Below are 12,551 nucleotides of genomic sequence, written 5' to 3'. Positions count from 1 at the left end.
GTAATGGTTATGGCTTTAAAGCATAAAGTTGGTTTAATTTTTGGGAAGTTTTATCCTTTACATTGTGGTCATATTTATTTGATTGAAAAAGCAATGAGCCAAGTTGATGTGTTACATATCATATTGGGCTGTGAGGAATCACGTGATAAGCAGCTATTTGATAAAAGCCGCTTACCCAAACAACCACAAGTTAGCGACCGCTTTTCATGGTTAAAAGAGACGTTTAAAGATCGCCACAATATTCATATCCATGTACTTGATGAAGCTGGTATTGAATTTTATCCCAATGGATGGCAAGATTGGAGTTGTCGCGTTAAGCAAATTCTTTCCGAACATAAAATTAAGCCTAACGTAGTATTTACTAGTGAACCGCAAGATGTCAAAAATCATGAACTCTATTTTGGCTGTCCGGTAATCATTGTTGATGCCAATCGAGATTTTATAAGCATCAGCGCAACCCAAATCCGTGAAAATCCTTATAAAAACTGGTCTTATATCGCACAAGCAGCAAAACCTTTTTTTGTTAAAAAAGTAGCTATTGTTGGTCAAAATAGATTTCGTGATTTACCTATTCAATTTGCCAATATTTATAATACTCAATATGTACCTAACGGTTATATTAATTATATTGAGCGAGAAATCTTAACTCAGCATAACAAACGCTATTTGAGTGAATCCGATTTTATGAAAATTGCGATGTTACATGTAGAACGGATTTCAAAAGCTGTTGAAAGCGCCAATAAGGTTGTTTTTACCTCAATTGATTTTGAAACATTAGCACAGTACTACCATCAATTATTTCAAAAAGATAATAAAATTTTAAAAGCTTTTAAAGACAGTTATCATTTTGATTTAGTCATTCATGAAAAAGATTTAAATCCAAAATCCTCACGGCTGGAACATTTTGAAACAATCACAAAAGAGGTTGAAGCATTATTGATTTAGTTCATCACATTTATTGTGGCTTATGTTAAAATAAGTCAAATATTTGTGATAGGTAAATTTTTATGTCTCAATCTTCTGACAAACAAGACGATACAAATCAAGAAAAAATTGATTTTGGTTACAAACAAGTTCCCAAACAAGAAAAAGTAAAACGTGTTGCTGAAGTATTTCATTCTGTTGCTGATAAATATGATGTTATGAATGATCTAATGTCATTTGGCATACATCGTATTTGGAAAAAAATTACCATTGAATATAGTAGCGTGCGTAAAGGTCAAAAAGTTTTAGATTTGGCAGGAGGCACTGGTGATTTAACGGCAAAATTCTCGCAACTTGTTGGTGATGATGGATTGGTTGTGTTAGCTGATATTAACGAATCGATGTTAAAAGTGGGACGAGATAAGCTACGTGACAAAGGCTTATTTAAAAACATTGAATATGTACAAGCTAATGCCGAGGAATTACCTTTTGCAGATAACTATTTCGATTGTATTACTATTTCATTTGGATTACGTAATGTCACCGACAAAGAAAAAGCATTACGATCCATGTGGCGAGTATTAAAACCTGGCGGGCGTTTATTAATTCTTGAATTCTCTAAACCGCAATATCAAATTCTGAATAAAGCGTATGATCTATACTCATTTACCATGTTACCATTGATGGGGAAAATAGTGGCAAATGATTCTGAAAGTTACCGTTATTTAGCTGAATCTATCCGTATGCATCCTGATCAAAATACATTGAAAAAAATGATGGAAGATGCAGGATTTGTCGATGTGAAATATCACAATATGACTGGTGGTATAGTTGCGTTACATACTGGCTTTAAATTTTGATGCGATGAATAATAATGACATTTTTTAGACTGTTTAAAATATTAACTGTATTCCGAGCTTATCAATTAAATGAATTGTTGCCAAAACATCGTTCATCAAAATGGTTGCGTACTTTATTATTTTGTATGTTTTGGGTTAGAGCTAAAGCAAAACATCAAGAAATCGGTGAACGTTTACAACTAGCGTTACAAGAACTAGGTCCAGTTTGGGTGAAAATTGGACAAATGATCTCAACTCGACGAGATATTTTACCAAAACACATAGCCGATGCTTTGGCAAAATTACAAGACCAAGTTAACCCTTTTGACGGTAAAATTGCCAAACAAATAATTGAGTCAGCTTTAGAGCAGCCAATTGATTATTATTTTGCAGATTTTGACGAAAAACCAATAGCATCAGCATCAATAGCACAAGTTCATAAGGCGATATTAAAACGTAGTCAAGCCGAAGTAGTTATCAAAGTATTGCGTCCTAACATTTTACACGTTATCCAAGCCGATATTAGTTTGATGTATTGGGTGGCTAAACAATTAACTAAGCGGATTGAATCAGGCGAAAAATTACGAGCGGTTGAAATAGTGCATGATTATGAAATGACACTATTAAAAGAGTTAGATTTACAAAAAGAAGCTTACAACACGGCTAGATTACGCGATAATTTTATCAATAGCGACATTTTATATATCCCTTATGTTTACCAAGATTTATGTCGAAAAAATGTGATGGTTGAAGAGCGCATTAAAGGGATCCCCATTGCAGATATCGATCAGTTAAAGCAAAATAATGTTGATATGAAATTACTTGCAGAACGAGGAGTACAAGCTTTTTTTACCCAAGTGTTTCGTGATAACTTTTTTCATGCTGACATGCATCCAGGCAACATTTTTGTTGATATTACAGAACCACAAAATCCACGTTATATTGGTATTGATTGTGCGATTGTTGGTATATTAAGTGCTGATGATCAACGCTATCTTGCAGAAAATTTCTTAGCATTTTTCAATCGAGATTATCGAAAAATAGCCGAAACCTATATTGCATCAGGCTGGGTACCAGCAACAACAGATGTTATTGCACTTGAAATGGCAATGCGCAATGTATGTGAGCCCGCATTTTCAAAACCACTTTCTGAAATCTCATTTTCACAGATTTTACTGCAATTATTTCAAGTTGCACGCCAATTTGACATGGATATCCAACCCCAACTAACCTTACTTGAAAAAACGCTATTTTATATTGAAGGACTTGGTCGTCAGCTTTATCCAGAACTTGATTTGTGGCAAACAGCAAAGCCGTTTTTAGAAAAGTGGTATCGAGATAAATATAGTGCTAAAAAGATACTACAACAAGCTTGGGAATCGTTGCCTCAGTGGCGGGTCATGTTGCCACAGTTACCAGAAAAATTAAATGATTATGAACGAATTTCCAAACAAATGAATGTTCAATTACAGCAAATCAATCAAGAACTTCAGCGTAGTAAAAAGCGTGAACGAAATTTATATACAGCGATTGCACTATTTTGTGCATTATGTATTATTATACTAATTGTGCATTAAGAATTGAGCACAAAACTAGTTATTTGGGAAAATTGTAGTTTGTGTGTATAATTTAGGTATTAACCTTACTGGAGATAATTATCATGATGCCAAGCTTGCCTCAACTCCTCATATTAGTTGCTGTTGTTGTTTTGTTATTTGGAACAAAAAAATTACGAACATTAGGGTCCGATCTTGGCGCATCAATTAAAGGCTTTAAAAAAGCGATGAATGATGATGACGGCCACGACCAAAAAGAGCAAGACAATTTACAAAAAGTCGAGAATATTGACTCATCAGATACTAACAATACAGATACTAACAATAGCAAAAAAGAGTAACCCGTGTTCGACATCAGCTTTGGTCAGTTACTATTGGTATTAATTATTGGTCTAGTGGTTTTAGGGCCAGAAAGGTTACCTATTGCCATAAAAACAGTTGCAGGATGGATAAAAGTACTCCGCCGAATGTCTGCTACTGTACAGTTAGAATTAAATAAAGAACTTAAACTGCAAGAGTTACAAGACAGTCTAAAAAAGGCTGAACAAAGTGGTTTAACAACACTTACGCCAGAGATTCAAGAATCAATTGATGATTTAAAGCGCGTAACAGAATCATTACAAAACGAGATCGACTCTGCAACGCTGATCGATTCTCACTCTCACTCAGATAAAAATAAATCATGACCGACGACGCTACACAACCATTAATTGGACATCTTGTTGAACTTAGAACACGGCTTCTACGCTCTATTATCTGTATTTTGCTAGTATTAGCTTGCTTACTCTATTTTTCCAATGATATTTATCATATCGTGGCAAATCCACTTATCAGCCAATTACCTCAAGGTAGTAGCATGATAGCAACAGATATTGCAGCGCCATTTTTTACTCCAATTAAGCTAACTGCTGTGGTGGCAATATTTATCTCAATTCCTTACATACTGTATCAAGTTTGGGGATTTATCGCACCAGCACTATATCAACATGAAAAACGTCTAGTAATGCCGTTAATTGTATCAAGCACAATTCTCTTTTATCTTGGTATCGCATTTGCTTACTTTGTGGTGTTTCCACTAGCATTTTACTTTTTTATTCACACTGCACCTATTGATGTAGCTATCAATACAGATATTACAAAATACCTTGATTTTGTAATGACACTCTTTATTGTTTTTGGGTTTGCTTTCGAAGTGCCCGTTGCCATTATACTACTTTGTTGGACAGGGATAACTACGCCTAAAAGTCTACGAAAAAAGCGCCCTTATATAATTGTTGGAGTGTTTGCCGTTGCAATGTTTGTTACACCTCCCGATGTATTTTCACAAATATTACTAGCTGTACCTATCTGTTTACTGTTTGAAATCGGCACTTTTTTTGCCCGTTTTTATCAACCACGAAAAAATGACAAAACAGAAGATAACGACAATTATGAATCTGATAAAGATAGTTAACAGATAAAAGATGAATTAACTGAATAATTAAGGATAACAAGTCATAATGAAGACCTCATTACCTGATTTTAATTGTGCCAATGTATTAGTTGTAGGCGATATTATGTTAGATCGCTATTGGTATGGAGGAACTAATCGGATATCCCCCGAAGCGCCAGTACCTGTAGTTAAAATTGACTCTTTAGAAGAGCGACCAGGTGGTGCGGCTAATGTTGCTATGAATATTACATCGCTTTGTGGTAACGCGAGACTAATCGGATTAACAGGTATTGATGAACCAGCCAAAATTCTTGATGAACAGCTAAGTAAACACAAAGTTCAATGTGATTTTGTCTCTGTTTCAACACACCCAACCATAACTAAACTACGAGTCCTATCACGTAATCAACAATTGATCCGTATTGATTTTGAAGAAGGATTTGGCAATATTGATGCAACTCCTATTCTTGAGCGTATTCAAACAGCATTGGCGACGCATAAAGTATTGGTTTTGTCGGACTATGCTAAAGGAGCATTATCAGCAGTTCAAGCAATAATTAAGCTTGCTAATCAAGCAAATGTACCAATTCTAGTTGATCCTAAAGGGACTGATTTTAAACGTTACCGCGGTGCAACAATCTTAACCCCTAATATGTCAGAGTTTGAGGCGGTAGTTGGTCATTGTCAAAGTGAAGATGAAATCATAGAAAAAGGCCACCAACTGATTAAACAGTACCAACTAAAAGCGCTATTGGTTACACGAAGCGAAAAAGGCATGACATTGCTTCAATTAGATAAACCAACTTATCATCTACCGACTCAAGCTAAAGAAGTATTTGATGTAACAGGTGCTGGCGATACTGTAATTGCCACATTAGCTGCAGCTTTAGCCGCAGGGCAATCTTTAGAGGAAAGCTGTTTCTTAGCCAATGCGGCAGCGGGTGTTGTTGTTGGTAAACTTGGCACTTCAACAGTATCACAAGTAGAGTTAAGTAATGCCATTCGAGCACGTGCCGATGACGGATTTGGTGTAATGACAGAAGAAGAACTTAAAGAAGAAGTTCAAAAAGCACGGATGCGTGGTGAAAAAATTGTCATGACCAATGGTTGCTTTGATATTTTACACGCAGGACATGTTTCTTACCTTGCTAATGCGCGTAAACTTGGTGATCGTCTAATAGTTGCTGTGAACAGCGATGCCTCGGTTAAGCAGTTAAAAGGTGAATCAAGACCAATAAACCCACTTATGCAACGAATGATTGTATTAGGTGCACTTGATTCAGTTGATTGGGTCGTATCATTTGAGGAAGAAACACCACAGCGATTAATAGCCACTATTTTACCCGATGTATTAGTCAAAGGTGGTGATTATAAACCTGAAGATATCGCTGGCGGTAAAGAAGTTATTGCTGCTGGTGGAACTGTTAAAGTGCTCAATTTTGAAGATGGATGTTCAACAACCAACATTATTAATGCAATAAAAAAAACGCTAAGCTAAATAATCACAAATAAAATTGGCTACTTGGAAATAAGTAGCCAATTGGCTTTTCAGCTCTTAATAACCTTAGTTAATTCTTGTTTAAGATAAAAATCAGTAAAAAAAATTAATACACTTTAATCAATCGTTAATAACTATTGTTAAATTTCAAAATTAATACTTTTTTTATTGTGATCTTTATGCAAAGCTAATAAGCAAATAACGAAAAAGAGTATTAAGGATATTTTATGACCAAACATTATGATTACATTGCCATTGGTGGTGGTAGTGGAGGGATAGCATCAATTAATCGAGCTGCGTCCTATGGAAAGAAATGTGCCATTATTGAAGCCAAATTATTAGGTGGAACCTGTGTTAATGTTGGTTGTGTACCCAAAAAAGTAATGTGGTATGGTGCTCAAATTGCAGAAGCTATAAAACATTATGGTCCCGATTACGGTTTTGATACCACTATTAATCAATTCAATTGGGATAAATTAATTGCTAGTCGAACTGCTTATATTGATCGCATTCATCAGTCTTATGATCGGGTACTTACTAATAATAAAGTTGACGTCATTCATGGCTATGCAAAATTTGTTGACTCTCATACCGTTGAGGTAAATGGCGAACACTATAGTGCTGATCATATTCTAATTGCTGTTGGCGGAAAACCAAGCATTCCCAATATTCCAGGTGCGCAATATGGCATTACTTCAGATGGCTTTTTTGCTCTAAAAGCCTTGCCAAAACGTGTGGCAGTTGTTGGCGCAGGTTATATTGCTTGCGAAATAGCAAGTGTATTACACGCTTTGGGCGCACAAACACATCAATTTGTTCGCAATGCTACACCACTACGATCTTTTGATCCGCTTATTATTGAAACCTTAATGGAAGTTATTGCTACTGAAGGTCAACAATTACATACTTTTGCGGTTCCAAAATCGGTAATTAAAAATAGTGATAATTCACTAACATTAAACCTCGAAAATGGCGAAAGTTACACAGTTGATTGTTTAATTTGGGCGATTGGACGTGATCCAGCAACAAATGACATGAATTTACAGGCGGCAGGAATTGCGGTTGATAATAAAGGTTTTGTTATCGTCGACAAATACCAAAACACCAATGTTCCGGGCATCTATTCTGTCGGTGATGATATTACAGGCGCTATAGCATTAACACCTGTTGCAGTTGCCGCAGGGCGCCGCTTATCAGAAAGGTTATTTAACAATAAATCTGATGAACATTTAGATTACAGTAATATTCCGACCGTCGTATTTACTCATCCTGCAATTGGTACAGTAGGATTGACTGAACCAGAAGCAATACAGCAGTATGGTGAAGAAAACGTAAAAGTGTATAAATCAACATTTACAGCAATGTACACCGCAGTAACACAGCATCGACAACCTTGTCGAATGAAATTAGTATGTGTGGGGAGAGATGAAAAAATTGTTGGTATTCATGGCATTGGTTACGGAATGGACGAAATGTTACAAGGCTTTGCAGTAGCGCTTAAAATGGGAGCAACTAAAAAAGACTTTGATAATACGGTGGCTATTCACCCAACTGCTGCCGAAGAGTTTGTTACCATGCGTTAAAAACGACCGATAGTAGTAATAAAAAAGCAGGCTATTAGTCCTGCTGTTTTGTTAATATTTTTATATATTAGGGCGTGTTGATCTTTCGTGATTATTTTTATAATTAATGTTTTTATTATTTAGGCTTTTATCGATTAATGATTTGCATCACTTTGCCAGCCATTTTTAGCTAAAGGAAAGAAACCGACCCCAACCGCAATTAACGCTACAAAAGAGATGTAAATACCAGCACCAAGATAACTATATTGACCTAATAAATGTTCAGGGCTTAATAGATAAATGGTTAATGTTGGTGTAAATGCACTAAATAGCGCATAGGCTAAATTATACGAAAATGACAAACCCGAATAACGGATCGCAGGAGGGAAAGCTCTTGTACCAACTATTGCTGTCATTGCAACAGAACCAATAAATAGCCCAAATACAGCCCAAAGCGAATAAAGTTTAGTTAAGGACATATCTGGCGACAAAGAGCTATAAAATACAATGCTCATAATAGCAAGTCCGCCCCAGTTAATTAGCATAGTTTTGGTTGTACCTATTTTATCTTCTAACCAACCAAAAATAACGCAACCGATAGTCAAAGTTAGTGCAGCAATACAACCACCAATACGCCAATCAAGATTAGCAAAATGGTACATACCACCTACAATACGACCCGGTGTAATCAAAATACCCACCATAATTGCCGTCGACAACGACCAAGTCAAAAGAGCCACAATTAGGCAAGCTGTTTTATGTTTTTGAAGCACGGTAACGACAGGAATATTCTTTTCAATTGCTTTGCGTGCCGCTAACTCTTTAAAGATAGGTGTTTCAGATAAAAATCGACGTAAATAAACCGAAATAACGCCAAAAATACCACCAATAATAAACGGAATACGCCAAGCATAATCTAAAATATTTACGGTGGTAAAACAAAGATCAATAACGATAGTCACAATAAAGCCAAGTAAAATACCGCCAGTAATACCTGAAGTTAACGTACCGATACCTAAACCATAACGTTGCTTTGGCACATGCTCAGCAATGAACACCCAAGCTCCTGGCATTTCACCACCAATAGCAGCACCTTGAAGCATACGCATTACTAATAATAACAGAGGTGCAAAAATACCAATCACTTCATAAGTTGGTAAAACACCAATGATAAATGTAGGTAATGCCATCATAGCCACGCTTAAGGTAAACATTCGCTTACGTCCCACTTTATCACCAAAGTGCGCCATAATTATGCCACCAACAGGACGAACCAAATAACCAGCAGCAAAAATGCCCCATGCAAATAAATCTAACGTTAATGGCGATAAAAAATGCGGTAAAAATAGTGGTTTTACAATGGTATCGATGTAAAGCGCATAAATAACAAAATCATAAAATTCTAATGTACCACCCAAAGAGGACAAAACTAACGTTTTAAAATCCTGCCGATTTAATGGTCGAGCACTAGGCTGCCATTCCGCGTTGATTACAGACTGACTCATGGAAAAACCTTATTATTAAATTAAGTTAGAAAATAAAAAATCTATCTTTTATTGATTTAAGTTAAAAACGTGAGATTCATTCTGCCACAAAAAAAAGGCTTTTTTTTCATCATAAAAAAATTTAATGTATGTAACAAAACTACTTATTTGATTTATAATTCAACTAATCGAAGCTTAAAAAATATAAATCACGATAAAGCATAATCAATAATGGATAAATTGGATAAAATTTGATGACAAATAGCAACAAAGTACGCTGTAGTTGGGTTTTGGATGACCCAATATACATTCATTACCACGATAACGAATGGGGCAACCCCCAATATGATAGCCTTAAACTATTTGAAAAAATTTGCCTTGAAGGGCAACAAGCGGGATTATCGTGGATCACTGTTCTGAAAAAACGAGATGAATATCGACGTTGCTTTTTTAATTTTGACCCACACAAAATTATTCAGCTAACGCCTGAAGATATTGAACATCTTTTAAAAAATAAAGGACTAATTCGTAATCGTTTAAAGCTAAATAGCATTGTAAAAAATGCTCATGCTTATTTAAACATGCAAAAAAATGGTGAAGATTTCTCGCAATTTATCTGGTCGTTTGTTGATAATAAACCAATTATTAACCATTTTAATGATAAAAGCGAAGTTCCCGTAAGTACTGATATATCAGAAAAAATGTCAAAAGCGCTAAAAAACAAAGGTTTTACATTTGTTGGTTCTACCATCTGTTATGCTTTTATGCAGTCCATGGGATTAATTAACGATCATTTTGAAAATTGTTATAAAAAATAAAGGAAAAAATGGATGATAGCAAAATCAATAAAGTATGGTATAGCCTTAATATTAGCCTATTTCATTATTGCTAACATTGCGATTTATATATCTTCGTTGCAAAAACCAATAAAAAATGCCGATACCTTGGTCGTATTGGGAGCCCAAGTGATTAACACACCAGCCATAGCTTCTTCAACCTTAGCCGAGCGTTTAAATATTGCCATAAATTATTTACAAAATAACCCACAAACCAAAGTTGTTGTTTGTGGCGGACAGGGCAAAAACGAATCTGCAACTGAAGCTAGTGTAATGGCTCAATATTTAATTGAAAAAGGGATCGATGCTAATCGAATTTATCAAGAAGACAAATCAACCCGAACAGCCCAACAATTTATCTATGCAAATCGTATATTACCTTTAGGCAAAACGGTTGTGGTAACCAATGATTTTCATTTATTGCGATCGCTAATGCTTGCTAAACGTTCAGGAATTAACGAAGTATCAGGCTTAGCGGCGCCATTAGATTTGACTAAAAGAGATAAATATATCGCATTAATAAGAGAACCCCTAGCACTAGCAAATTCTTGGTTATTCGACCATCCAAGCGATAGTAATCCCCCTGAAAACCAATTACCCAGTCAACCATCTAGCTAGAATTATCGGCGCATCACGGCAAAAGCACGGGTAACTACTGTTTTTGCCCTGCGTCCATGATATCATTAATTATTGAAATTTAAATCAGCTACAGATAAATATGAAATTAGACACAATTGTTGCACAAGCAACACCACCAGGTCGTGGTGGCGTAGGTATATTGCGCATTTCTGGACCCCAAGCCCAAGCCGTGGCTCAGGCAGTATTAGGGCAAATACCCAAACCAAGGTATGCGCATTATCTTCCTTTTTTAGCTACTGATGGTTCAATCTTAGATGAAGGTATTGCGCTGTTTTTCCCAAATCCACACTCTTTTACAGGCGAAGATGTACTTGAATTACAAGGGCACGGTGGTCCAGTTATTTTGGATCTACTTTTAAAGCGTATATTAGAACTTCCTAACATCCGCATTGCAAAGCCGGGAGAGTTTTCAGAGCGTGCATTTTTAAATGACAAGCTAGATCTGGCTCAAGCCGAAGCTATTGCTGATTTGATTGATGCTAGCTCAGAACAAGCGGCAAAATCGGCAATATCATCTTTGCAAGGAGTATTTTCTAAAAAAGTGAATGCCTTGGTTGAATCCTTAATTCATTTACGCATATTTACCGAGGCAGCAATCGATTTTCCTGAAGAAGAAATTGACTTTTTATCTGACGGCAAAATAGAAGCACAGCTTAACCAAGTAATAACTCGTTTAAGCGAAGTTCGCCAAGAAGCTAAACAAGGAACACTGTTACGAGAAGGCATGAAAGTAGTCATAGCAGGGCGTCCTAATGCAGGAAAATCAAGCTTACTTAATGCGTTAGCTGGGCGTGAAGCTGCCATTGTGACCGATATCGCAGGCACCACGCGTGATGTACTGCGTGAACATATCCATATTGATGGCATGCCACTACACATTATTGATACCGCAGGTTTACGAGAAGCTAGTGACGAAGTGGAACGAATTGGTATAGAACGTGCTTGGCAAGAAATTGAGCAAGCTGATCGTGTATTATTTATGGTTGACAGCACAACCACAACAGAAACCAACCCAGAAAAGCTATGGCCTGAATTTATTGAACGCTTACCTAAAAATATGCCAGTAACCGTAATTCGTAATAAAGCCGATTTAACAGGCGAAAAGCTAGGATATAGCGAAGTAAACGGCTACTCACTCATTCAACTTTCGGCACGAACAGGCGAAGGCGTTACCTTATTGCGCGAACACCTAAAACAGGCCATGGGCTTTACTAGCAGCACTGAAGGTGGATTCTTAGCCCGACGCCGCCACCTTCAAGCACTTGAAAAGGCAGCCGAGCACTTAAATAATGGTAAACACCAACTAGTCACCTTCCATGCTGGTGAATTGCTTGCGGAAGAGCTAAGATTAGCGCAAGAATCCTTAAGCGAAATCACAGGAGAATTTACTTCTGATGATTTATTAGGCCGTATATTCAGTTCGTTTTGTATTGGTAAATAGGTCAAACATTAATTCTACGCTAAATAGAGTCTATAAAGCAGAACATTGCCTAGTTGTTGGTACATTCCAATATCAAAATGTGCTGACAACTAAGAAAATCAGCATCTCAAGTAAGAATTTTTTATCATGAACAAATTAAAGCTAGCATGTAATATTTAAATGCATTCAAATAGGCTTAAACAAAATATAAAATTCCCAAAGATACTTTATAGCGAATTAATTTCACTAAAACAAAAAATCAAATAAAATCAATATCCTACCTAAGCGATTTTAAAGCAAAAAACACATCGATAGCACCACAATATTAATAAGTTTGCCTTATCAGAGCGCCAAAATATAC

At 36.2% G+C, this 12,551-nt stretch carries 11 protein-coding genes and 1 pseudogene; 11 read left to right on the top strand and 1 reads right to left on the bottom strand.

Features of this window, described 5'->3' with window-relative positions; genetic code table 11:
- The first annotated feature begins 9 nt into the window (after positions 1 to 9).
- From nadR to gorA, 8 genes and pseudogenes are all read left to right on the top strand, one after another.
- Positions 10 to 945: a multifunctional transcriptional regulator/nicotinamide-nucleotide adenylyltransferase/ribosylnicotinamide kinase NadR gene (gene nadR, locus GYW75_RS04885; RefSeq protein ID WP_174798646.1), complete on the top strand. Its 936-nt coding sequence runs from the start codon at positions 10 to 12 to the stop codon at positions 943 to 945.
- Positions 946 to 1,007: 62 nt separating this feature from the next.
- The gene (ubiE, locus tag GYW75_RS04880; protein WP_034911549.1) at positions 1,008 to 1,784 is read left to right on the top strand and encodes a bifunctional demethylmenaquinone methyltransferase/2-methoxy-6-polyprenyl-1,4-benzoquinol methylase UbiE; all 777 of its coding nucleotides are present in this window, start codon (positions 1,008 to 1,010) and stop codon (positions 1,782 to 1,784) included.
- A gap of 14 nt (positions 1,785 to 1,798) precedes the next feature.
- On the top strand, positions 1,799 to 3,340 hold the full coding sequence (ubiB, locus tag GYW75_RS04875) for a ubiquinone biosynthesis regulatory protein kinase UbiB (protein ID WP_174798645.1): 1,542 nt from the start codon (positions 1,799 to 1,801) through the stop codon (positions 3,338 to 3,340).
- An 86-nt stretch (positions 3,341 to 3,426) separates the two neighbouring features.
- Positions 3,427 to 3,660 (top strand): twin-arginine translocase TatA/TatE family subunit, encoded by a 234-nt coding sequence (gene tatA / locus GYW75_RS04870; RefSeq protein WP_051634208.1) that lies wholly within the window; start codon positions 3,427 to 3,429, stop codon positions 3,658 to 3,660.
- A 3-nt stretch (positions 3,661 to 3,663) separates the two neighbouring features.
- Positions 3,664 to 3,951, top strand: a pseudogene (gene tatB, locus GYW75_RS04865) (Sec-independent protein translocase protein TatB); the annotation flags it as partial.
- A 50-nt stretch (positions 3,952 to 4,001) separates the two neighbouring features.
- Positions 4,002 to 4,772: a twin-arginine translocase subunit TatC gene (gene tatC / locus GYW75_RS04860; RefSeq protein ID WP_174798644.1), complete on the top strand. Its 771-nt coding sequence runs from the start codon at positions 4,002 to 4,004 to the stop codon at positions 4,770 to 4,772.
- Between the two features lie 46 nt (positions 4,773 to 4,818).
- The gene (gene hldE / locus GYW75_RS04855) at positions 4,819 to 6,249 is read left to right on the top strand and encodes a bifunctional D-glycero-beta-D-manno-heptose-7-phosphate kinase/D-glycero-beta-D-manno-heptose 1-phosphate adenylyltransferase HldE (protein ID WP_174798643.1); all 1,431 of its coding nucleotides are present in this window, start codon (positions 4,819 to 4,821) and stop codon (positions 6,247 to 6,249) included.
- 227 nt (positions 6,250 to 6,476) lie between these two features.
- The gene (gorA, locus tag GYW75_RS04850) at positions 6,477 to 7,832 is read left to right on the top strand and encodes a glutathione-disulfide reductase (protein WP_174798642.1); all 1,356 of its coding nucleotides are present in this window, start codon (positions 6,477 to 6,479) and stop codon (positions 7,830 to 7,832) included.
- 134 nt (positions 7,833 to 7,966) lie between these two features.
- On the opposite strand, the gene GYW75_RS04845 is transcribed toward gorA, so the two are convergent.
- The gene (locus GYW75_RS04845; RefSeq protein ID WP_174798641.1) at positions 7,967 to 9,316 is read right to left on the bottom strand and encodes an MFS transporter; all 1,350 of its coding nucleotides are present in this window, start codon (positions 9,314 to 9,316) and stop codon (positions 7,967 to 7,969) included.
- 233 nt (positions 9,317 to 9,549) lie between these two features.
- Here GYW75_RS04845 and GYW75_RS04840 point away from each other — a divergent pair, with 233 nt between their 5' ends.
- From GYW75_RS04840 to mnmE, 3 genes are all read left to right on the top strand, one after another.
- Positions 9,550 to 10,113, top strand: coding sequence for a DNA-3-methyladenine glycosylase I (locus GYW75_RS04840; protein WP_174798640.1), 564 nt, complete (start codon positions 9,550 to 9,552; stop codon positions 10,111 to 10,113).
- 12 nt (positions 10,114 to 10,125) lie between these two features.
- Positions 10,126 to 10,749, top strand: a complete 624-nt coding sequence (locus GYW75_RS04835; RefSeq protein ID WP_174798639.1) for a YdcF family protein — start codon at positions 10,126 to 10,128, stop codon at positions 10,747 to 10,749.
- A 100-nt stretch (positions 10,750 to 10,849) separates the two neighbouring features.
- Positions 10,850 to 12,211: a tRNA uridine-5-carboxymethylaminomethyl(34) synthesis GTPase MnmE gene (gene mnmE, locus GYW75_RS04830; RefSeq protein ID WP_174798638.1), complete on the top strand. Its 1,362-nt coding sequence runs from the start codon at positions 10,850 to 10,852 to the stop codon at positions 12,209 to 12,211.
- Positions 12,212 to 12,551: the final 340 nt, after the last annotated feature.

The organism is Gilliamella sp. ESL0232, from assembly GCF_013346885.1.
Taxonomy (GTDB): domain Bacteria; phylum Pseudomonadota; class Gammaproteobacteria; order Enterobacterales; family Orbaceae; genus Gilliamella; species Gilliamella bombi.
The sequence above is the reverse complement of the archived record's forward strand: the minus strand, read 5'-3'. Positions and strand labels throughout refer to the sequence as shown.

Bases quoted from the DNA above. Each gene is read 5' to 3' on its own strand.
- nadR (WP_174798646.1), top strand. From the start codon at position 10: ATGGCTTTAAAGCATAAAGTTGGTTTAATTTTTGGGAAGTTTTATCCT.
- ubiE (WP_034911549.1), top strand. From the start codon at position 1,008: ATGTCTCAATCTTCTGACAAACAAGACGATACAAATCAAGAAAAAATT.
- ubiB (WP_174798645.1), top strand. From the start codon at position 1,799: ATGACATTTTTTAGACTGTTTAAAATATTAACTGTATTCCGAGCTTAT.
- tatA (WP_051634208.1), top strand. From the start codon at position 3,427: ATGCCAAGCTTGCCTCAACTCCTCATATTAGTTGCTGTTGTTGTTTTG.
- tatC (WP_174798644.1), top strand. From the start codon at position 4,002: ATGACCGACGACGCTACACAACCATTAATTGGACATCTTGTTGAACTT.
- hldE (WP_174798643.1), top strand. From the start codon at position 4,819: ATGAAGACCTCATTACCTGATTTTAATTGTGCCAATGTATTAGTTGTA.
- gorA (WP_174798642.1), top strand. From the start codon at position 6,477: ATGACCAAACATTATGATTACATTGCCATTGGTGGTGGTAGTGGAGGG.
- GYW75_RS04845 (WP_174798641.1), bottom strand. From the start codon at position 9,316: ATGAGTCAGTCTGTAATCAACGCGGAATGGCAGCCTAGTGCTCGACCA.
- GYW75_RS04840 (WP_174798640.1), top strand. From the start codon at position 9,550: ATGACAAATAGCAACAAAGTACGCTGTAGTTGGGTTTTGGATGACCCA.
- GYW75_RS04835 (WP_174798639.1), top strand. From the start codon at position 10,126: ATGATAGCAAAATCAATAAAGTATGGTATAGCCTTAATATTAGCCTAT.
- mnmE (WP_174798638.1), top strand. From the start codon at position 10,850: ATGAAATTAGACACAATTGTTGCACAAGCAACACCACCAGGTCGTGGT.